Origin of the sequence: Streptomyces atratus, from assembly GCF_014648655.1 — a bacterium.
Taxonomy (GTDB): domain Bacteria; phylum Actinomycetota; class Actinomycetes; order Streptomycetales; family Streptomycetaceae; genus Streptomyces; species Streptomyces atratus.
The window spans coordinates 43,766-64,638 of sequence record NZ_BMRN01000026.1; the positions used below are offsets into that span (position 1 = coordinate 43,766).

General features: G+C 69.1%; 17 protein-coding genes and 4 tRNA genes. 8 read left to right on the forward strand and 13 right to left on the reverse strand.

Annotated features, from left to right (window positions below; genetic code table 11):
• Nucleotides 1-230: 230 nt before the first annotated feature.
• The 3 genes from IEZ15_RS30000 to IEZ15_RS30010 all read right to left on the reverse strand — a co-directional run bounded on the left by IEZ15_RS30000 (nucleotide 231) and on the right by IEZ15_RS30010 (nucleotide 3,709).
• Nucleotides 231-2,405 (reverse strand): DEAD/DEAH box helicase, encoded by a 2,175-nt coding sequence (locus IEZ15_RS30000; RefSeq protein WP_189280220.1) that lies wholly within the window; start codon nucleotides 2,403-2,405, stop codon nucleotides 231-233.
• A gap of 239 nt (nucleotides 2,406-2,644) precedes the next feature.
• Nucleotides 2,645-3,214: a hypothetical protein gene (locus tag IEZ15_RS30005; protein WP_189280186.1), complete on the reverse strand. Its 570-nt coding sequence runs from the start codon at nucleotides 3,212-3,214 to the stop codon at nucleotides 2,645-2,647.
• Nucleotides 3,215-3,358: 144 nt separating this feature from the next.
• Entirely contained in the window at nucleotides 3,359-3,709 is a 351-nt protein-coding gene (locus IEZ15_RS30010; RefSeq protein ID WP_030929660.1) for a metallopeptidase family protein, read from the reverse strand.
• A gap of 340 nt (nucleotides 3,710-4,049) precedes the next feature.
• Here IEZ15_RS30010 and IEZ15_RS30015 point away from each other — a divergent pair.
• The 3 genes from IEZ15_RS30015 (at nucleotide 4,050) to IEZ15_RS30025 (ending at nucleotide 4,334) form a co-directional block, all read left to right on the forward strand.
• Nucleotides 4,050-4,122, forward strand: a tRNA-Glu gene (locus IEZ15_RS30015).
• A 38-nt stretch (nucleotides 4,123-4,160) separates the two neighbouring features.
• Nucleotides 4,161-4,235, forward strand: a tRNA-Asp gene (locus tag IEZ15_RS30020).
• Nucleotides 4,236-4,257: 22 nt separating this feature from the next.
• Nucleotides 4,258-4,334 (forward strand) — tRNA-Phe (locus tag IEZ15_RS30025).
• A 38-nt stretch (nucleotides 4,335-4,372) separates the two neighbouring features.
• On the opposite strand, the gene IEZ15_RS30030 is transcribed toward IEZ15_RS30025, so the two are convergent.
• From IEZ15_RS30030 to IEZ15_RS30040, 3 genes are read right to left on the reverse strand one after another with little or no spacing between them, the layout of a single operon-like run.
• Nucleotides 4,373-5,221, reverse strand: coding sequence for a cytochrome c biogenesis CcdA family protein (locus IEZ15_RS30030; RefSeq protein WP_189280187.1), 849 nt, complete (start codon nucleotides 5,219-5,221; stop codon nucleotides 4,373-4,375).
• Nucleotides 5,218-6,009 (reverse strand): DsbA family protein, encoded by a 792-nt coding sequence (locus tag IEZ15_RS30035; protein WP_189280188.1) that lies wholly within the window; start codon nucleotides 6,007-6,009, stop codon nucleotides 5,218-5,220. The genes IEZ15_RS30030 and IEZ15_RS30035 overlap by 4 nt, the downstream gene beginning before the upstream one ends.
• 59 nt (nucleotides 6,010-6,068) lie before the next feature.
• Complete coding sequence (locus IEZ15_RS30040) at nucleotides 6,069-6,500, reverse strand: hypothetical protein (protein WP_189280189.1); 432 nt, start codon at nucleotides 6,498-6,500, stop codon at nucleotides 6,069-6,071.
• Nucleotides 6,501-6,655: 155 nt separating this feature from the next.
• Between IEZ15_RS30040 and hrpA the strand changes: the two genes are divergently transcribed.
• The 3 genes from hrpA (at nucleotide 6,656) to IEZ15_RS30055 (ending at nucleotide 11,177) form a co-directional block, all read left to right on the forward strand.
• Nucleotides 6,656-10,588, forward strand: coding sequence for an ATP-dependent RNA helicase HrpA (gene hrpA, locus IEZ15_RS30045; RefSeq protein WP_189280190.1), 3,933 nt, complete (start codon nucleotides 6,656-6,658; stop codon nucleotides 10,586-10,588).
• Between the two features lie 116 nt (nucleotides 10,589-10,704).
• A tRNA-Asp gene (locus IEZ15_RS30050) sits at nucleotides 10,705-10,779 on the forward strand.
• Nucleotides 10,780-10,916: 137 nt separating this feature from the next.
• Entirely contained in the window at nucleotides 10,917-11,177 is a 261-nt protein-coding gene (locus IEZ15_RS30055; protein ID WP_189280191.1) for a DUF6274 family protein, read from the forward strand.
• Nucleotides 11,178-11,691: 514 nt separating this feature from the next.
• On the opposite strand, the gene bldC is transcribed toward IEZ15_RS30055, so the two are convergent.
• Nucleotides 11,692-11,898 (reverse strand): developmental transcriptional regulator BldC, encoded by a 207-nt coding sequence (bldC, locus tag IEZ15_RS30060; RefSeq protein ID WP_003949541.1) that lies wholly within the window; start codon nucleotides 11,896-11,898, stop codon nucleotides 11,692-11,694.
• Nucleotides 11,899-12,421: 523 nt separating this feature from the next.
• The gene (locus IEZ15_RS30065; RefSeq protein ID WP_189280192.1) at nucleotides 12,422-13,267 is read right to left on the reverse strand and encodes a DUF8083 family protein; all 846 of its coding nucleotides are present in this window, start codon (nucleotides 13,265-13,267) and stop codon (nucleotides 12,422-12,424) included.
• Between the two features lie 176 nt (nucleotides 13,268-13,443).
• On the opposite strand from IEZ15_RS30065, the gene IEZ15_RS30070 reads away from it, so the two are divergent.
• Nucleotides 13,444-14,526 (forward strand): Leu/Phe/Val dehydrogenase, encoded by a 1,083-nt coding sequence (locus tag IEZ15_RS30070; protein WP_114249173.1) that lies wholly within the window; start codon nucleotides 13,444-13,446, stop codon nucleotides 14,524-14,526.
• 312 nt (nucleotides 14,527-14,838) lie between these two features.
• Nucleotides 14,839-15,096, forward strand: coding sequence for a DUF3073 domain-containing protein (locus tag IEZ15_RS30075; RefSeq protein WP_030929682.1), 258 nt, complete (start codon nucleotides 14,839-14,841; stop codon nucleotides 15,094-15,096).
• 174 nt (nucleotides 15,097-15,270) lie between these two features.
• Here IEZ15_RS30075 and purM read toward each other — a convergent pair whose 3' ends face one another.
• The 5 genes from purM to IEZ15_RS30100 all read right to left on the reverse strand — a co-directional run bounded on the left by purM (nucleotide 15,271) and on the right by IEZ15_RS30100 (nucleotide 20,664).
• Nucleotides 15,271-16,344 carry a phosphoribosylformylglycinamidine cyclo-ligase gene (gene purM, locus IEZ15_RS30080; RefSeq protein ID WP_189280193.1) on the reverse strand — a complete coding sequence of 358 codons (1,074 nt, stop codon included), beginning with the start codon at nucleotides 16,342-16,344 and terminating at the stop codon, nucleotides 15,271-15,273.
• A gap of 60 nt (nucleotides 16,345-16,404) precedes the next feature.
• Nucleotides 16,405-17,931, reverse strand: a complete 1,527-nt coding sequence (gene purF, locus IEZ15_RS30085) for an amidophosphoribosyltransferase (protein ID WP_114245671.1) — start codon at nucleotides 17,929-17,931, stop codon at nucleotides 16,405-16,407.
• Nucleotides 17,932-18,294: 363 nt separating this feature from the next.
• Complete coding sequence (locus IEZ15_RS30090) at nucleotides 18,295-19,116, reverse strand: META domain-containing protein (RefSeq protein WP_189280194.1); 822 nt, start codon at nucleotides 19,114-19,116, stop codon at nucleotides 18,295-18,297.
• A gap of 37 nt (nucleotides 19,117-19,153) precedes the next feature.
• On the reverse strand, nucleotides 19,154-19,954 hold the full coding sequence (locus IEZ15_RS30095; RefSeq protein WP_189280195.1) for a maleylpyruvate isomerase family mycothiol-dependent enzyme: 801 nt from the start codon (nucleotides 19,952-19,954) through the stop codon (nucleotides 19,154-19,156).
• A gap of 71 nt (nucleotides 19,955-20,025) precedes the next feature.
• Nucleotides 20,026-20,664: a TetR/AcrR family transcriptional regulator gene (locus IEZ15_RS30100; protein WP_189280196.1), complete on the reverse strand. Its 639-nt coding sequence runs from the start codon at nucleotides 20,662-20,664 to the stop codon at nucleotides 20,026-20,028.
• Between the last annotated feature and the right edge of the window lie 209 nt (nucleotides 20,665-20,873).

Consider the following 20,873-nt stretch of genomic DNA (forward strand, 5'->3'; position numbering starts at 1 on the left):
TCAGTCCTCCCCGAAATGCCCGAAAGGCATGAAGGGCACAGGTGATCAAACGGCAGACTGCCGCAAAAGAATCGTGCAAGCCCCCCGGCCGCACCCCTGTGCAAGTCGCCGGATATTAACAGCCGTTACTCATGTGATGGAAGCGAAAAGAAAAGCGGGCCCGCTCGTAAAGAGCGGGCCCGCTTTCCGAAGAACCTCAGCAGACCTTCAGCAGGTCTGCTTCACGGCTTTCAGCCGTTGCGCTTCCAGCGCGGCTTGTCGTCGCGGCGGCCGAAGGAACCGGTGTTCGTGCCGGTGCCACGATGGTCGTCGCGGCGGCCGGTCGGACGGTCGCCGCCACCGGAGCGGAAGCCGCCGGAGGGACGGTCGTCGCGGCGGTCGCGGTTGAACGGACGGTCGCTGCCACCCGAGCGGAAGCCACCCGAGGGGCGGTCGTCACGACGGTCGCGGTTGAACGACGGGCGGTCGTTGTCGCGGCGTTCGAAGGAACGGCCACCACGGTCGTCACGACGGTCGTTGGAGCGGAAGCCGCCCGACGGGCGGTCGTCACGACGGTCGCGGTTGAACGACGGACGGTCGTTGTCGCGGCGGAAACCGCCCGACGGACGGTCGTCACGACGCTGGAAACCACCACGGTCGCCACCACGGTCGTCACGACGGTCGCGGTTGAACGACGGACGGTCGTTGTCGCGGCGGAAACCGCCCGACGGACGGTCGTCACGACGCTGGAAACCACCACGGTCGCCACCGCGGTCGTCACGACGGTCGTTGCCACCGCGGTAGCCGCCACGGTCACCGCCGCGGCTGTCCCGGCGGTCGAAGTTGCCGCGGTCGTCGCGACGCTCGTCACGGGCGGCGGCCTGCTCCGGTACGGAGACAGCGGCCTCGATCGCGGCCTCCGCCTCGGCGGCGGCCTCGGCCACCGCGGCCTCGGGGTCCTCGCCCCGCTCGCGCGCGGCACGGGCGACCAGGCGGTCGGCCTCCTCGCGCAGCTCACCGGCGCGGCGCTGGACGCGCTCCAGCTGCTTGGTCAGGTCGGCGACCTCACGCTCCGCCTGCTTGGCGGCGTTGTTCGCGGAGTCGGCCTGGACCTCGGTCAGCGAACGGGCGCCGGTGATCTCGGCGACCTCCGGGTCGAAGGCACCCGCGCCGCCCACGATGTGACGCGAGGCGTCGACGCCCGCGTCCTCCATGAGACGGAAGATCTGACGGCGCTGGTGCGGCAGCGCCAGCGAGACGACGACACCGGACTTGCCGGCACGGGCGGTACGGCCCGAGCGGTGCAGGTAGTCCTTGTGGTCACCGGCCGGGTCCACGTTCAGCACCAGGTCGATGCCGTCGACGTGGATACCGCGGGCGGCGACGTCGGTCGCGACGAGCGCGTTGACGTAACCGTCCTTGAAGTCGGCGAGCACGCGGGTACGGGCACCCTGCGTCATGCCGCCGTGGAGTGCGTCCGCCTTGACGCCCGCCTCGACGAGCTGCTCGGCGATGCGGTCGGCGCCCAGCTGGGTGCGGACGAAGATGATGGTGCGGCCCTTGCGGGCGGCGATGGCGGAGGTGACCGGCGCCTTGTCCTTCGGCTTCACGACGAGGACGTGGTGCGTCATGGTCGTGACGTTGCCCTGGGCGCTGTCGACCTCGTGGCTCACCGGGTTGTTCAGGTAGCGCTTGACCAGCGTGCCGATCTCGTTCTCCATCGTGGCGGAGAAGAGCATGCGCTGACCGCCGACCGGAACCTGGTCGAGCAGCTCGGTGACCTCGGGCAGGAAGCCCAGGTCGGACATCTGGTCGGCCTCGTCGAGGACGGCGACCTGGACGTTCTCCAGGGAGCAGGCGCCCCGGTTGATGATGTCGCGCAGCCGGCCCGGGGTGGCGACGAGGATGTCGACACCGCGCTCCAGAGCGTAGATCTGGTTGCCCATCGACGTACCGCCGCAGACGACCTTCATCTTCAGGCCGAGCACATCGCCGTACGGCTGAAGCGCGTCCGCGACCTGCATCGCGAGCTCACGGGTCGGGGTGAGGATGACCGCGCGGGGCTTCTTCTTCTCGGTGTGGCCGCCGGCCAGCGTGGCCAGCGTCGGCAGACCGAAGGAGAGGGTCTTGCCGGAGCCGGTACGGCCGCGGCCCAGGATGTCCTTGCCGGCCAGGGCGTCCGGAATGGTCGCGGCCTGGATCGGGAAGGGCGCGGTCACACCGTTCTGCGCGAGCTTGCGGACGATGCCCTCGGGCAGGCCCAGGTCGCCGAAGGTGACGGTCGGCTCGGCGTCCGCGTCGACGGCGGAGTCGATGTCGGTGTCGGTGTCGGCCTGGTGGGCGTCGGCCTCGATGGAGTCGGCGGACTCGGCGACGACGGCCTCTGCGGCCTCGACGAGCTCGTCGTTCTCGATGTTCTCGGGCATGACGGTGTGGTCAGAACTGGAAATTGACATGCGAAATGCGAAACCTTCCGGAGTCTCGGCACGCGCCCGTAACTCCGTGATTCGCAATTTCGACCGCCTCAATGCGGTCCAGCCACGGCAAGGGAGAGTACGCGCCACACGGCGCGCTTCTGTTTCGGCGCCGGGCAATGGGATCAAACGATCTACCACCATACGCACTCCCCCCCACATCGCGCAAACCGCCCTCCATCGGCCCTCCGCTAAACCGGCCCCACCTGCGGCGAGACATCCGGCGTCCGCAGCGTCGACGGCCCCTTCAGCGCACGCATCGCGCGCTTGCGGAGCTGAGCCGCCGACGAGGCGGACGGCTGCGGCGACGGTTCCGAAGGCTCCGGCTCCGGGGAGGCGGGCGGCTCGGGGGAGGCGGGCTCGGACGGCGGCGGGGATTCGGGCTGATGCGGCACCCCGGGCCCCGGCTGCGAGACCGAGGGCACCGGCAGCCCGCCACTCCCCGCCGACCCCTGATCACCCGGCTTCGCGCCGGGGCGTACGCCGCCGGGCGAGCCCGAAGGGCCGGCGGAGCCGCTCGGCTCCGCCGATTCGGCCGCCTCCCGTTCGGAATGCGCCTCGGCACCGCCACCACCGTGGCGGGCACCGCCACTGCCCGCCACGGTGCCACCGTCCGGCCCCGCCGTGCCCCTCTTCGACTCGGACGTCGTCGACGGCGCCGGTTTCCCTCCGTCGTCGCCGACGCTCATACAGCCTGTGGACGCGGCGACCGTCACTGCGATGACGGCCGCCCATCGGGCGGGGGCGGACAACTGGCGCACGGGAGGCACCTCCGGAGTACGAAGAGGGGGCGGAGCGGTACGGGAAAAAGCGGGGGGCACCGTGCCCAACTCCCTTTGCCCCGCCGGGGACACGCCCCGCGCCCGGCCCGCACACCTCCCGCACGCCTCCTGCGCGGCGCGCGCTCATCCGTAGCCGAGCGCGTGCAGCCTCTCGTCATCGATGCCGAAGTGATGGGCGATCTCATGGACAACCGTGATCTCGGTCTCGGCGACGACGTCCTCGCGCGACTCGCACATCCGCAGCGTCGGCCCGCGGTAGATGGTGATCCGGTCCGGCAGCACCCCCGCGTACCACTCGCCTCGATCGGTCAGCGGCGTCCCCTCGTAGAGCCCGAGCAGCTCCGGATCGCCCGGGTCGGGTTCGTCCTCGACAAACACCGCGACGTTGTCCATCAGCCGCGTCAGCTCCGGCGGGATCCGGTCCAGCGCCTCGGCGACCAGTTCTTCGAACTCTTCGCGCGTCATCTCCAGCACCCCGCCATTGTCCCGTACGGCCACGCACCGGGCCCGGTCGCCGCCGCCCACGGGCCGGGCCGAGATCGCCCCGGGCGGTGCCGACCCGACGACGGCCGAGGTCAGCCGCCATCTGCCGGAGGAGGACCCGGCCGGAGCGACCCCTTCGCCTATTCGGTTTGGCTGACGCCGAAACGCCGTAGTACAGTCTCCGACGTGCCCAAGGGCGCCGGTCAGGGCTTGACCGTTCTGAGACCCTAGAGGTTGAAGGAGAAGCGGAACCTCTCGGGGGAAAGCGGAGTCATATGCTTCTCAGGTCCCCTCGGGCGACAGACGCAGAAGCAGTAGCACCAGCAGTTCTGCCCTCATCGTCTAGTGGCCCAGGACGCCGCCCTTTCAAGGCGGTAGCACGGGTTCGAATCCCGTTGGGGGCACGCACCACCTTGTGCGACACTTAGTCGCACAAAAGCTTGGTCCTGTGGAGCAGTTTGGAGTGCTCGCCACCCTGTCAAGGTGGAGGCCGCGGGTTCAAATCCCGTCAGGACCGCTGCAGCCCTTATGAGCTGCGTGGCTGGGTAGCTCAGTTGGTACGAGCGATCGCCTGAAAAGCGATAGGTCGCCGGTTCGATCCCGGCCCCAGCCACCACCCGAAGGCCCCGTCCGATGGACGGGGCCTTCGTCGTGTCAGGCCTCTTCCCGGTCCTCCGAGTTCACGCCCCGGCCGCGCCACGCCCGTACCGCCAGAACCAGCAGCACCGCCGCGACCGCGGCCACCAGCGCCATTGTGTCCGGCACATGCTCTCCGATGCGCTGGGCCCACTGCTCGACGGCGAACGACTTGTCCACGTCCAGCAGTCCGGGCAGCGCCGTCGTCCCGTCGTACGCGAGGAACAGCACGCCGAGACCGATGAAGAAAAGCCCCGACAGCAGCGTCGTGGTGTGCAGCTCGAAGCGGCCGAGCCGGAAGGTACGACCGCGCAGCCAGGCCCGTCGGCCCAGGTCGAAGCGTTCCCAGAGCAGAGCGAGCAGAAAGAGCGGGACCGCCATCCCGAGGGCGTAGACGGCGAGCAGCAGTCCGCCGTAGACCGGGCTGCCGCTGACCGCCGCCACCGTGAGGACGCTGCCGAGGATCGGACCGGCGCAGAAACCGGCCAGTCCGTATACGGCGCCCAGCGCATAGACGGACACAGCGGTGGTCGGGCGGATCCGACCGCTGAGCGCGGCGATCCGGCGCGAGGCGAAGCCCAGACCCACGATCTGCGCGATGCCGAGCACGATGATCAGCCACCCGGCGCCGAGGACGAGCGCGTCGCGGTGGCTGTAGAAGAGCCGTCCGGCGTACGAGCCCGCGGCGCCGAGCGGGACGAGGGTGGTGGCCAGACCGGCGTAGAAGATGCCGGTGCGGGCCAGAAGCCGCGAGGTGGAGTCGATGGAGTACGCGAAGAAGGCGGGCAGCAGCAGCGCGCTGCACGGGCTGACCAGGGCGAGCAGCCCGCCGAGGAAGGCCGCGAAGTAGCCGATGTCAGCCGTCATTTCGCGCTGCCCCCGGCGTCCTTGCCACCCTTGGCGTCCTCGGTGTTGCGGGCCTTCTCGGCCGCCTCCTCGATGGCCAGGGTGAAGGTCTCCATCGGCTGGGCTCCGGCGATCGGCCGGCCGTTGATCAGGAACGACGGGGTGGAGGTCGCGCCGATCCCGTACCCCTGTTCCTGGTCCTTGCCCACCGCGGCGGAGGCGGCGGAGCTGTCGGCGTCCCGCGCGAACCGGTCGAGGTCCGCGACCCCGGCCTGCTGGGCGAGCGCCTTCAGCCGGTCCTTGCCGAACCCCTGTTCCTCGACCCCCTCGGCGTACGCGGCACGGTGGAACTGCCAGAAGCGGCCCTGCTGCCCGGCGGCCCAGGCGGCACGGGCGGCCGCCTCGGACTCGGCGCCGAAGATCGGGAAGTTGCGCCACTCGATGCGCAGGGTGCCGTTGTCGACGTACTTCTTCACCAGGGCCGGTTCGGTGTCGCGGGCGAATTTGCCGCAGTAGCCGCACTTGAAGTCGGCGTACTCGATGAGGACGACGGGCGCGTCCACCCTGCCCTGCGCGAGTTTGTCACCGGCGTCGCGCCGGGCGAGCTTCGCCAGCTCCGGATAGACGCCGGCGTCCGGGTCCGCAGTGGCATCGGCGACCGACGAGGAGGAAGAGGAAGAAGCCGAGTGGTCGGGGGCGGTGGCCCGGTAGGAGACGAAGCCGAGCAGGGCTGCGGCGATGACGACTCCGGCGCCGTAGATCAGCGGCTTCCTGGACGACGGCGGACGTGAGGACGTGGACTTGGGCATGCGGAACTCCGTGCTGGTTATGCGGGAGGAAAAGGGACGGCCGGTCGGAGAGCGGCCGTCTACACCCTCAACACGGAGAGCTCGACCGGAGTGGGCGCGGCAGCCGCGGGGCCGTGCAGCTTTATCCGTACGGGCGGGCGGACGGGCCCCTGTCCGGCGGCGGGCAGGCCCCACGCGGCGAGGCCGGGCGCCTGGTCGTACGCCGCACGGGTCCGGCCCGGCAGAGCGGGCTCGCCGTCCTCGTGCTTCCGGCTCTTTCCGCACCCCGGGGCCCCGTGCCGGTCCACGGCCGACGCGGTGGCCAGGGCGGGGCCGGTGGACGCGGCATCCCTGCCGAGGGCGGCCGAAGCGGCCGCCCTTTCGGCGCCGGCCTCAGCAGCCGCGACCGCCGTACGTCCTGCATCACCCGCGGCAGCCGTCGCCGGACCGCAGAACAGCCCCAGCGCGACCGCGAGCACCGCCACCAGGCAGCACCACTGCGTACGGGACACGGCGAGGGGCCTTTCCGGACGGGGCAACGGGTGGTCAGCTGCCGGAAATGGTACGTGCTGTGATCCCGCGCCTCCGCGCAGTGCCGATGTGGTGACCCGGACCGCACGAAATACGTTCGCCGTTCTTCGTGCCCGGGTGAGATCCTGGGCTCCGTATGTCTACTTCCTTCGCTGATCTCCAGTACCGGCTCGGACAGCTCTCGCTCCGCGATGCACACCGGCTCGGCCGCCGTCTCGAAGGGGCGCGCCGCATCCGTAAGCCCGAGGCCCGGCAGACCGTGCTGGACGAAATCGCCACCGAGGCCGGAAAGGCAGCCGAGCGGCTCGCGCTGCGTGCCACGCGGATGCCCGCCCTGTCGTACCCGGAACAGCTCCCGGTCAGCCAGAAGAAGGACGAGATCCTGGAGGCGATACGCGACCACCAGGTCGTGATCGTCGCCGGGGAGACCGGCTCCGGCAAGACCACGCAGATCCCGAAGATCTGTATGGAGCTGGGGCGCGGTGTCCGGGGCATGATCGGGCACACCCAGCCGCGCCGGATCGCGGCCCGTACGGTCGCCGAGCGTGTCGCCGACGAGCTGAAGACCCCGCTGGGCGAGGCGGTGGGCTGGAAGGTCCGCTTCACCGACCAGGTGAACCCCGACGCGACGTTCGTCAAGCTGATGACGGACGGCATCCTGCTCGCCGAGATCCAGACGGACCGCGAACTGCGCGCGTACGACACGATCATCATCGACGAGGCCCACGAGCGGTCGCTGAACATCGATTTCCTGCTCGGCTATCTGGCCAGGCTGCTGCCCAAGCGCCCGGATCTGAAGGTCGTCATCACATCGGCGACGATCGACCCCGAGCGGTTCGCGCGCCACTTCGGCAAGGCGCCGATCGTCGAGGTCAGCGGGCGTACGTACCCGGTCGAGGTGCGCTACCGCCCGCTCCTCGAGGAGGAGGGCGACGACTCCGACCGCGACCAGATCACCGCGATCTGCGACGCCGTCGACGAGCTCCAGTCGGAGGGCCCCGGCGATGTCCTGGTCTTCCTCTCCGGCGAGCGCGAGATCCGCGACACCGCGGACGCGCTGAACAAGAAGAATCTCCGCCACACCGAGGTGCTCCCCCTCTACGCGCGTCTGTCGCACGCCGAGCAGCACCGCGTCTTCCAGCGCCACACGGGCCGGAGGATCGTCCTGGCGACCAACGTCGCCGAGACCTCGCTGACCGTCCCCGGCATCAAGTACGTGATCGACCCGGGCAACGCCCGGATCTCCCGCTACAGCCACCGCACCAAGGTCCAGCGGCTGCCGATCGAACGGATCTCGCAGGCCAGCGCCAACCAGCGCAAGGGCCGCTGCGGGCGTACGTCGGACGGCATCTGCATCCGGCTGTACTCCGAGGACGACTTCCTGACCCGTCCGGAGTTCACCGACCCCGAGATCCTGCGTACGAACCTGGCCTCCGTCATCCTTCAGATGACCGCTGCCGGCCTCGGCGACATCGAGAAGTTCCCCTTCATCGACCCGCCGGACCACCGCAACATCCGCGACGGCATCCAGCTCCTCCAGGAACTCGGTGCGCTCGACCCGGACGAAAAGGATCCGAAGAAGCGGCTCACCCAGCTCGGCCGGAAGCTCTCGCAGCTGCCCGTCGACCCGCGCCTGGCCCGCATGGTCATCGAGGCCGAGCGCAACGGCTGTGCCCGCGAGGTCATGGTGATCGCCGCCGCGCTCTCCATCCAGGACCCGCGCGAGCGGCCCTCGGACAAGCAGACCCAGGCCGATCAGCAGCACGCCCGCTTCAAGGACGAGACCTCCGACTTCCTGGCGTTCCTGAATCTGTGGCGGTACATCCGCGAGCAGCAGAAGGAGCGCGGCTCGTCCAGCTTCCGCCGGATGTGCAAGCAGGAGTATCTGAACTTCCTGCGCATCCGCGAATGGCAGGACATCTACGCGCAGCTGCGCACGGTCGCCAAGCAGATGGGCATCCAGCTCAACGAGGAGGACGCCCCCGAGCAGTCGGTGCACACCTCGCTGCTGGCCGGGCTGCTCTCGCACATCGGGCTGAAGGACACCGAGAAGAACGAGTACCTGGGCGCCCGCAGCGCCAAGTTCGCGATCTTCCCCGGTTCGGCGCTCTTCAAGAAGCAGCCTCGGTTCGTGATGTCGGCCGAGCTGGTCGAGACGTCCCGGCTGTGGGCGCGGGTCAACGCCAAGGTCGAGCCGGAGTGGATCGAACCGCTGGCCCAGCACCTGCTGAAGCGCACCTACAGCGAGCCGCACTGGGAGAAGGACCAGGCGGCGGTGATGGCGTACGAGCGGGTCACGCTCTACGGGGTGCCGATCGTCGCCCAGCGCAAGATCAATTTCGGCCGGATCGACGCCGAGACCTCCCGTGATCTGTTCATCCGCAACGCCCTGGTCGAGGGCGACTGGCGGACCCACCACCAGTTCTTCCACGACAACCGCAAGCTCCTCGGCGAGGTCGAGGAGCTCGAGCACCGCGCGCGGCGCCGCGACATCCTCGTGGACGACGAAACGCTCTTCGACTTCTACGACCGGCGCATCCCCGATCACGTGGTCTCCGGGGCGCACTTCGACTCCTGGTGGAAGCACAAGCGCCGCGACGAGCCGGACGCGCTGGACTTCGAGCGCTCGATGCTCATCAACGAGAAGGCCGGGGCCGTCACCAAGGACGACTACCCCGACTCCTGGCGGCAGGGGAAGCTCAAGTTCAGGGTGACGTACCAGTTCGAGCCCGGTGCGGACGCGGACGGTGTGACCGTCCACGTCCCGCTCCAGGTGCTCAACCAGGTCACCGCCGAGGGCTTCGACTGGCAGATCCCGGGCCTGCGCGAGGAAGTGGTCACCGAGCTGATCCGCTCGCTGCCCAAGCCGATCCGCCGGCACTACGTCCCCGCGCCGAACTACGCGGGCAAGTTCCTGGACCGGGCGGTCCCCCTCCAGGAGCCGCTGCCGGTCACGCTGGCCCGGGAGCTCCAGCGCATGGTCGGCGTCCCGGTCGGCGCCGACGACTTCGACCTGACCCGCATCCCGGACCACCTGAAGATCACTTTCCGGATCATCGACGAGCGGCGCCGCAAGGTGGCCGAGGACAAGGACCTGGAGGCGCTGAAGCTCCAGCTGCGCCCCAAGGCCCGTCAGGCCCTCTCCAAGGCCGCCGCGGCCACTGCGGGGCCCTCGGGCGAGTCCATCGAGCGTTCGGGGCTCACGGACTGGACGATCGGCACCCTGAACCGCGTCTTCGAGACCCGCCGGGCCGGCCAGCCGGTCAAGGCGTACCCGGCCCTGGTCGACGAGGAGGGAGGCGCGGCAGGCACAGTGGCCGTGCGGCTCTTCGACACCGAGGCCGAGCAGCAGCAGGCGATGTGGCGCGGCACCCGGAAGCTGATCCTGCTGAACATCCCGGTGAACCCGGCGAAGTTCGTCTCGGACAAGCTGACGAACCAGCAGAAGCTGGCTCTGTCCCGCAATCCGCACGGTTCCATCCAGGCGCTCTTCGAGGACTGCGCGACTGCGGCCGCCGACCGGCTGATCGGCGCGCACGGCGGCCCGGCCTGGGACGAGGAGTCGTTCCGCAAGCTGTACGACAAGGTGCGCGCCGACCTCGTGGCGCTGACCGAGCACACGGTCAAGCAGGTGCAGCAGGTACTGGCCGCCTGGCAGGCCTGCGAGCGGCGCCTGAAGGCCACCAACAGCCTCGTCCTGGTCGACAACGTCGCCGATGCACGGGACCAGCTCGCGGCCCTCGTGCCGCCGGGCTTCGTCACCGCGACCGGGCTGCGCCGGCTGCCCGACCTGATGCGCTATCTGGTCGCCGTGGACCGCCGGCTCCAGCAGATGCCGACAGCCGTCCAGCGCGACACCACGCGCATGGCGAAGGTCCACGAGATGCAGGACGAGTACGCCTGGCTGCTCGAACAGATGCCGCGGGGCAGGCCCGTTCCGCAGGAGGTCCTGGACATCCGCTGGATGATCGAGGAGCTCCGGGTCAGCTATTTCGCGCACGCCCTCGGGACGGCCTACCCCGTCTCCGACAAGCGGATCGTGAAGGCGATCGACGCGGCGGCCCCGTGAGACAGCCCCGGTTCGGAGCCGTAACGGAACCACCACCTTCGGTGAGGTCGACCAGACCCTCTGACCTGCTGTAGAGTCTGTCTTCGCAGCCAGCCGCAAGGCAGCCGCGAAAACCTGGTCCTGTGGAGCAGTTTGGAGTGCTCGCCACCCTGTCAAGGTGGAGGCCGCGGGTTCAAATCCCGTCAGGACCGCAGTAACGAAAGCCCGGATCCTTCTGGATCCGGGCTTTCGTGCGTCTTGACTCCGGCAACTGCCGACGAGTACTCAGACAACAGGGGCTGCCCCTGTTCCCCGGCGCGGGGCGGCAGTCCACCGGGAGGTGGCACGTATGACGGCGTCCACCGGGCACGAGACCCGCGCACTCCTGCGCGCCCACCTGGCCGCCGCTTCCGGCTACCGCCACCTCACTCACCGCTGTCCGATCTGCCATCGACTCCTGCGGCTCGTCATGGAGCCCGTGACGGCCTCCCGGATCGCCTCCCCGCCCGAGCCGCCGGTCCTGTGCGCGGGGCGCCAGGACGGCGCCCTGGAAGGCCAGGAGGACCAGGAGGGGCAGGAGGGCCAGGACGAAAGTCCCTCGACCGGGTGACCAATGGCGCGGCATTCCGCTTCCTGAAGGTGGCAGGCTCGTACTTGGCAAGGCTCATGCAGTGTGACGGGAGTCACCGAATGAGTTTTGAGAAGGGGTGACCTTACACCCTTCCTACAACTGGCGAATTTAATATGTGCAATTGCACCACTCGGACGGGAGTGCCGCGGGACCTTCCGAACCGCCCCGGCCCGACCGCCCCGGGGCGGTCGGGAACAGTCCCGCACAGACCCGCGCAAGCCCGCACGGCACCCTGGCCGGAGCCAACCGGACGCCCGGTTTCCAACGACGCCCGAGCCGGCCGGAGCGGCGCGATCGGGGAAGGCCCCCGGTCCGTGAGAGCACAAAAAAGATCGCGCTGGACCCGGCGGAGTCCAGCGCGATCGAACGACGTACCCGTATTGCACAGGTATGGCGCCCGTTGGGGCGGGCGCCCGTCATTTGTAGCTATGGGTGGGCCTGTACGAGTTGGGGGACCCGGAAGCCCAGTTGTGGCGCGGCGGCAGGGGGTGTGTCAGGCCTCGCTGCGCTGCTGCGGAATACCCGCAAGCAGTGCGCGGACCTCTGCCTCGCGGTACCGGCGATGTCCACCGAGCGTGCGGATGGACGTGAGCTTGCCCGCCTTGGCCCAGCGGGTAACCGTCTTCGGGTCCACGCGGAACATCGTGGCAACCTCAGCCGGGGTCAGCAGCGGCTCGGCATCAGGGGTGCGAGCGGTCATGAGCGGCCTCCTCGGGAGAACCGAACCATCTCGGTTCTTTCCTCTAAATTCTGCACCTTGACCCGCGTTGCCCGAAATGGCGGACGCGGGCCGAGTCGGTTATAGGACGAACGGCTTGTCCTCGGCACTACAACTACACCATCCGTCCAGCCACGTCGGCCAAACCGATGGAATTGCCCTCCCAGGTGTTCATCAGCGACGGAAGCCGATGGACCATGCCATAGCGGACAGTCACACCACCGTGACGATCAGTCACAGAGTGATCAGGAGCCATCAGACCCCCCATAGCGTGCAATGCTGAGCATTCCGCCCCTACTTGGACGGAAGGAGCCCTCCCCGGACTCCTTGTCCTATTTTGGCACGAGGAGTAGGGAAGGACGCAAGGGCCCCGTTAGTGCTATCCATCACGCTTGAGGCAAAGGCCCGGTTCGGGACGTAGGTCCTAGGACCACTGAAGTACTCTTCCGCCTCTTCATCCTCACGTGTCACATGGGTCACAGGTTCAGAGGCGGATGAGGCCCTGTCAGTTCGCGAATTGACGATCCCTTACCGCCCGCCAGCGCTCCGCCAGCCGCCCGTACGCCTCACTCGCCCCTTCGGCGTCGCCGGCCTGCAGAGCCACGATGCCCTCGGCCACATCGGCGGCCGAGCGGTCCCCGGCGAGCTGCGCCGCCGGCAGTGCGTGCACCAGACCTGCATAGTCCAGCTCGACCAGTGCGCGCGGATGGAACTCCTCCAGCCAGCGCCCCACGTCCACGAGCCCCTCGGTCAGCGGCCCCTCGTCCACGGCCTCCCGCAATGTCTTCAGCGCCCGGGCCAGCCGGCGCCGGGCCTGGACCATCGGCGTCCGGTAGCGCAGCACGGGCGGCTCACCGCCCTCGCCCGCCTCCACGTACTCCCGCTCCTCGTCGGAGAAGAGCACGAACCAGCGCACCGGGACCTGCCACACCGAGGTGAGGATCCAGGGCCTGGCGTCCGGATTGCGCTCCGCCCACCGCTCGTGGTCCGCGACGGCCTGCCCGCGCACCACCGGCGGCAGCACGACGTCGAGCACCGGCCCGGGGAACATCTCCATCAGCTCGTCCAGCGCCAGCCAGCCGCGCAGCCTGGTCCGCCACGGGCAGACGCACACCACGCCGTCCATCTCGGCGACGAACGCGTCCCCGCTCTCGTGCACCGGCACGCCGACCGGCGGTGTGGCCACCAAGTCGGCGAGCGAACGGCGTAGTTCGTCCTGTGCCGTGGGAATTCGGGTGCGCCCGGCGTAACGGGCCCAGTGGTCGCGTTCGGGCTCCGGGAAGGCGGCCAGCGGCTCGTACACCCGGAGGTAGGACGCGTAAGGGACGAGCACTGAGGACACCACCGACATGCAGCAAATCGTGTCATGCCAGTACTCCGCCGGGGGGTGATCCTGGGCACTGGAACAGATCTACGTCCGCGTAGGACTTACGCTCTTGCCCAGTCGGACCGGCCGTGCCGGCCGGTCCGCGGCCCTCCCCACCTTCAGGAGGGTCCTCCGCCGCTTCGTACTTGGGAGTCACCACAGTGACCGATGTGACCGACGGCGTCCTGCACACCCTGTTCCACTCGGATCAGGGGGGCCACGAGCAAGTCGTGCTCTGCCAGGACCGTGCCAGCGGCCTCAAGGCCGTCATCGCCATCCACTCCACCGCTCTGGGCCCGGCCCTCGGCGGCACCCGCTTCTATCCGTACGCCTCCGAGGAAGAGGCCGTCGCGGACGCGCTGAACCTGTCGCGCGGTATGTCGTACAAGAACGCCATGGCCGGTCTCGACCACGGCGGCGGCAAGGCCGTCATCATCGGTGACCCGGAGAAGATCAAGAGCGAGGAACTGCTGCTGGCCTACGGCCGGTTCGTGGCCTCGCTCGGTGGCCGTTACGTGACGGCCTGCGACGTCGGCACGTATGTCGCCGACATGGACGTCGTCGCCCGCGAGTGCCGGTGGACCACCGGCCGCTCCCCTTCGAACGGTGGCGCCGGCGACTCCTCGGTCCTCACCGCTTTCGGCGTCTTCCAGGGCATGCGGGCCTCCGCCCAGCACCTCTGGGGCGACCCGACGCTGCGTGGCCGAAAAGTGGGGGTCGCCGGAGTCGGCAAGGTCGGTCACCACCTGGTCGAGCATCTGCTTCTCGACGGTGCGGAGGTCGTGATCACGGATGTGCGGGAGGAATCCGTCCGCCGCATCACCGATGGGCACCCCGAGGTCGCCGTCGCAGCGGACACCGCGGCGCTGATCCGTACCGAGGGCCTCGACATCTACGCCCCGTGCGCGCTCGGCGGCGCGCTGAACGACGACACCGTTCCGGTGCTCACGGCGAAGGTGGTGTGCGGCGCGGCCAACAACCAGCTCGCGCACCCCGGCGTCGAGAAGGACCTCGCGAACCGGTCGATCCTGTACGCACCCGACTATGTGGTGAATGCGGGCGGCGTCATCCAGGTCGCCGACGAGCTGCACGGGTTCGACTTCGACCGGTGCAAGGCCAAGGCGTCGAAGATCTTCGACACCACGCTCGCCATATTCGCACGCGCGAAGGATGACGGCATTCCGCCGGCTGCCGCGGCCGACCGGATCGCCGAACAGCGGATGGCCGAAGCGCGCCGTAGCTGACGGTCGCGGGGGCATCACCCGGCGTTTCGACCTCTTCCTGCCTGCGGACCCGCCGACCGGCGAGACAAGACTCACGTCGGTCGGCGGGTCGCATGCCAAGAAGAGGTTAAAATCGCAGTTGACCAGCGAGGACGGGGCTTCTCGCCGGTCCTCTTCCGGGGCACGTGATGCGGGCGGCGTACCGTATGGCCGCGGAAGCAGGTACCGTTAAAGCCCTACGGGCACGGTCTCTCTGCCGAGAGTCCGTCCTGAAACATGAACGCGTGTCAAGACTCTGGGGCCGTCGAGCCCCGTCACCGAGGGGGTCGAGCCATGGGGCGCGGCCGGGCAAAGGCCAAGCAGACAAAGGTCGCCCGCCAGCTGAAGTACAGCAGCGGCGGGACTGACCTGTCGCGTCTGGCCAATGAGCTGGGCGCATCGCCTTCGAGTCAACCACCGAACGCAGAGCCGTTCGAGGACGACGACGAGGAAGATGACCCGTACGCACAGTACGCGGATCTGTACAACGACGACGAGGACGAGGACGAGGACGATCAGTCCGGTCCGTCGTCACAGCGCCGCGGCGCTTGACCTCGCGCTGACACATCAACCCGGTCCGGGCCTGTCCCGGACCGGGTTCTGTGCTACCCCGATCCGGTCCGGCTGCTCGGGCGGGCTTCGGTTTCCCCGATCGCCGGACGGGTGAGAAGCCCGGCGACCGAGGACGAAGCGGTCACCGGGTGATCCCGGTGTGCCCGCCCGTGCCTATCGCGCGTAGTCGCCCACCAGCTCGGCACCCGAGGTGTGCGCGCCGCGCTCCGTGATCTCGCCCACGACCCAGGAGTCGACCCCACGGTCGGCCAGCGTCGTCAGGGCGACATCCACGGACTGCTCCGGGACGATCGCGATCATGCCGACGCCCATGTTCAGCGTCTTCTCCAACTCCAGCCGCTCGACCTGACCCGCCTTGCCGACCAGGTCGAAGACCGCGCCGGGCGTCCAGGTGGAGCGGTCGACCGTGGCGTGCAGTCCGTCCGGGATGACCCGGGCCAGGTTGTTGGCGAGGCCGCCGCCGGTGATGTGACTGAAGCCGTGCACCTCGGTCGTACGGGTGAGGGCCAGGCAGTCCAGCGAGTAGATCTTGGTGGGCTCCAGAAGCTCCTCGCCGAGCGTCCGCCCGAACTCCTCGACCTCGCGGTCCAGTGCCCAGCCGGCCCGGTCGAAGACCACGTGACGGACGAGCGAGTACCCGTTGGAGTGAAGACCGGACGACGCCATGGCGATCACGACGTCACCCTTACGGATACGTTCCGGGCCGAGCAGAAGGTCGGCCTCGACCACGCCCGTACCGGCGCCCGCGACATCGAAGTCGTCCGGACCGAGGAGACCCGGGTGCTCGGCGGTCTCGCCGCCGACCAGGGCGCAGCCGGCGAGGACACAGCCTTCGGCGATGCCCTTCACGATGGACGCGACACGCTCGGGGTGCACCTTGCCGACGCAGATGTAGTCGGTCATGAAGAGCGGCTCGGCACCGCAGACGACCAGGTCGTCGACGACCATGCCGACGAGGTCGTGGCCGATGGTGTCGTACACGCCCATCTTGCGGGCGAGGTCGACCTTCGTGCCGACGCCGTCGGTGGCGGAGGCGAGCAGCGGACGCTCGTAACGCTTGAGGGCCGAGGCGTCGAAGAGCCCGGCGAAACCGCCGAGGCCGCCGAGGCCCGCGACCTCGGGGCGCTGCGTCTTCTTCACCCACTCCTTCATCAGCTCGACGGCGCGGTCGCCGGCCTCGATGTCGACGCCCGCTGCCGCGTAGGAAGCACCTGTTGTCTCAGACATTGCCTGGGATCTTTCGTGTGGAAATACGGGGCTGGTGGCCAGGGGTGTACGGCTGGGCCGTCACGGACGACGCAGTGCGTCGGACGCGGCGGTTGCCGCAGGGCCTGCCGCCAGCTCGGTCTCCAGCAACTGCTTGCCGAGCAGCTCCGGGTCCGGCAGCTCCATCGGGTACTCACCGTCGAAGCAGGCGCGGCACAGGTTCGGCTTGGCGATCGTCGTCGCCTCGACCATCGCGTCGAGCGAGATGTACGCGAGCGAGTCGGCACCCATCGACGTGCAGATCTCGTCGACCGTCATGCCGTTGGCGATCAGCTCGGCGCGGGTCGCGAAGTCGATGCCGAAGAAGCAGGGCCACTTCACCGGCGGGGACGAGATCCGGATGTGGATCTCGGCGGCGCCGGCCTCGCGGAGCATCCGGACCAGTGCGCGCTGGGTGTTGCCGCGGACGATCGAGTCGTCGACGACCACGAGGCGCTTGCCCTTGATGACTTCCTTGAGCGGGTTCAGCTTGAGGCGGATACCCAGCTGGCGAATGGTCTGGGACGGCTGGATGAAGGTCCGGCCGACATAGGCGTTCTTCACCAGTCCGGCGCCGAACGGGATGCCGCTGGCCTCCGCGTAGCCGATGGCGGCGGGGGTGCCGGACTCCGGAGTCGCTATGACCAGATCGGCCTCGACGGGGGCCTCGGCGGCCAGCTTGCGCCCCATCTCCACGCGGGAGAGGTAGACGTTGCGCCCGGCGATGTCGGTGTCGGGGCGGGCCAGATAGACGTACTCGAAGACACAGCCCTTCGGCTTCGCTTCCGCGAACCGCGAGGTGCGCAGGCCGTTCTCGTCGATGGCGACGAGCTCGCCCGGCTCGATCTCGCGAACGAAGCTGGCACCGCAGATGTCGAGAGCGGCGGACTCGGAGGCCACCACCCAGCCGCGCTCGAGGCGGCCGAGAACCAGCGGGCGGATGCCCTGCGGGTCGCGGGCGGCGTAGAGGGTGTGCTCGTCCATGAAGACGAGGGAGAAGGCGCCCTTCACATCGGGAAGCACCTTTGCGGCGGCCTCCTCGATGGTGAGCGGCTTGCCGTCCTCATCGGTCTGGCCGGCGAGCAGCGCGGTCACCAGATCGGTGTCGTTCGTCGCGGCGACCTGGGTGGCGCGACCGTCCTTGCGGGGAAGGTCGGCGACCATCTCGGCGAGCTGGGCCGTATTGACCAGGTTGCCGTTGTGACCCAGGGCGATCGAGCCGTGCGCGGTCGCACGGAACGTCGGCTGCGCGTTCTCCCACACCGAGGCACCGGTGGTGGAGTAGCGGGCATGACCGACCGCGATATGGCCCTGGAGAGATCCCAGAGACGTTTCGTCGAAGACCTGCGAGACCAGTCCCATGTCCTTGAAGACCAGGATCTGGGACCCGTTGCTCACTGCGATGCCCGCGGACTCCTGTCCACGGTGCTGCAGGGCATACAGTCCGAAATAGGTGAGCTTGGCGACCTCTTCGCCCGGAGCCCAGACACCGAAGACGCCACAAGCGTCCTGGGGGCCTTTCTCTCCGGGGAGCAGGTCGTGGTTGAGTCGTCCATCACCACGAGGCACACCACCGAGTGTAGGCGAGATCGACCACTGGTCCGAATTCGGGATACCGGGCCCGAGCACCGGGGAAGCGCTCCCAGGGGAGGTTCGCGGGCCGGTTCGGACAGTCAATCGGAGTGACCATTTCCCGGTCGCGGAGAGGTGCGGACCGGCCACAGGGCAGCGGTCACCCGGACCAGCGGCCGGTTACCGGCTAGTTCCGGCCACTCGGGGCACGGGGGGCAGCCGGCCGGATGGTGGCGCTCGGTGAGCCGATCGATGCTCTGTAACGGAGTCCGGCCGAACGTCCGTTTCGTGGTGAGCCTCACACCCGGGAGCCCGGTATGCGGCTTCTCGGGGGCCTCGGCAAAGGTGGCGCAGGGAAAGTCAGCCCCTTGTCCCGGTGGCCGATGCGCCGAGCCCCTTGCCGTTCTCCGCGGTGAGGGACAGGGTGCGGTGATCGATCCGGTACGTCGTCCGGCCGTCCAGGATCGCGAGCAGTTCGCGCTCCAGCTTCATCCGGGAGGCCGGGCACATCATCTTGGTGCCGTCGATCCGGCCGAACGTGATGGTGGAACTGGAGACCGCCGCGGTGCCGCGGAACCGATTGCAGCCGAGGGTGCCCTGTACGGAGCCGTCCTTGCCGAAGCTCAGTCGCGCCCTCTCCTGCGCACCCGCGGGCAGCGACGAGGCGACCGTGCCGGAAACCAGGGTGGTGACCGTCCAGGTGGTGCCGGTGAGCCGGGCCGGCCGTTGCGCCGTGAGGGCGATGGAGTCGCCGTTCTCCGCGCTCAGGACGAGGGTCTTTTTCGCCAAGGCCGCGGTGAGTTCGCCGCTGAACGCGCCGGACATGGCCGCCTCGAACCGCTGGACGTCCTTCTCGCAGGCCATTGAGGTGCTCGTGCCCGGCCCGACCGTGATCGTCTCGCCGTCGATGCGGACATCGGCGGTGAAGCGGTTGCATCCGTAGTTCCCGGTGGCCCGGCCCTTGGAGTCGATCTCGACATGGGCGCTGGAGGGGGCGGCGGTCCGCTTCCCGTCGACCGTCACCGATTCGACGCCCCAGCGGACACCGGTGACGGGCAGATCGGTCCGCACGGCGCCACCGTCGGAACCGGACCCCGAACCGGCCCCGGCGCCCGTCTCCGTACCGCAGGCGGCCAGGACCAGGAGGGCCAGGACTCCGACGGCCGTACCTTGTTTCCGCATGGCCCTGGGACGGTCCGGGCGGTCGTCCGGTTCCCCCTCACCCCATCAGGGGCAGCAGCCCGGCGAGATCGGCCCTCTCACCGCTGGCGCTGACCTTCGCCGCGTCGAGCTCATGGGCCCACTCCGTACGCCCGGTGGCGAGCCGGATCCAGGTGAGCGGATCGGTCTCGACGACATTGGGCGGCGTACCGCGCGTGTGCTTGGGGCCCTGGACGCACTGGACGACGGCGAACGGCGGGACGCGCACCTCGACCGAGCCGCCCGGCGCCTTCTCCGCGACGGCGTCGGCGAACAGCCGGGTGCAGGCGGCGAGCGCCTGCCGGTCGTACGGGATACCGAGGCCGGCCGCCTCGTTCAGATCGTCGGTGTGCACGACGAGTTCGACGGTACGGGTGACCAGGAAGTCGGCCAGCCGCATCGCGCCGGCCCGGGTCGGCAGCAACCGGTCCTCCGGGGCGTCGGACACCAGCTCCTCGAACCGCCCGGCGACCTCCCCGTACAGCGCGTCCAGGTCCGGACGGTCCGCGGCGAGAGCCTTGGTGTCGTCGGCGATGCGCCCGGCCCGGTCCGCGGTCGAGAACGGCCATTCGAGGAGCGTCAGATCGGGCTTGGGCGAGGCGGGTTCGGGCAACTCCAGATTCCGCGTGACGTGCGAGAGCGCCATGGCCAGATGGACGGCCAGTTCGCGCACGGTCCAGTCCCCGAGCCGGGTCGGCAGCGCGAGCTGTTCGGGCGTCAGGACGCGGACGGCTTCACGGACATGCGCGAACTGCGCCAGGACCGCGGTGCGGGTCCTGGCCGGGTCGTAGCGACGGGCTCGTTTCTGGGACGGCGGCATGGTCCAGGAGCCTAAGGGGTGTCCGGCGGCTCACGGTCGGACAGGCACTGAGCCCTGTCGGGCCTGCTGCCTCAGGACCTGGTCGCGAAGTCTCCCAGTCCCTTGTCGAGCAGATCGAAACCGCGCTCGGCGAGCGCGACGGCATCCGGCGCCACCGCGTCCGCCGGCTCCCCCGCCAGCAGCCGCATTTGATTCGCGGAGATGAGGGCGTTGCGGGTGGCGATCAGCTGGGCGGCCGCGATCCGGGCGATGGACGGCTCCTCGCCCTCCTCGACCAGGACTTCGGCGAGCAGGTCGAAGGAGCGCATGGAGAATGCGTGGGCCCGGATGAGTAGCGCCGGGGTCTCCTGGATCAGCCGGCGCAGCCCGAGCACCACCGGCGCGTCGCTCAGCCCGACGGAGGGGTCACGGGCCTCGATGGCGGCCAGGAACTGACGCCGCACGGCGGCCGCCGCGGACTCGCCGGGGGCCCGGTCCCGCACCACTCGCGCGACATCACCGATGTGCTCCTCCATCGGAGCGAGGACCAAGTCCTCCTTGCCGGCGAAGTAGTTGAAGACGGTCATCTTCGACACCTCGGCCGCCTCGGCGATCTCAGCGACCGAGACCTTGTCGAAGCCGCGCTCGGCAAAGAGCTCGGTGGCCGCGGTCAGCAGACGGTGACGCGTCTGGAGCTTCTTGCGCTCGCGCAGGCTCATCCCCTCAGTCATGGCATCACTGTACCAGGATGAAGATTATTCTCGGATTAAATATTGACTTAGTACATTTCTATGACACGGTGGTGCGGCCGCAGCAGCACTGCGCTGCTCCGGAGGGGAGTCCTGCCATGTCCACAAACATGACCGGCCGGCAACGCATCATCGGCTTCGTGCTCTGCATCGCCACGACCCTGCCGGCCGTGCTCGGCAGGGACATCGTC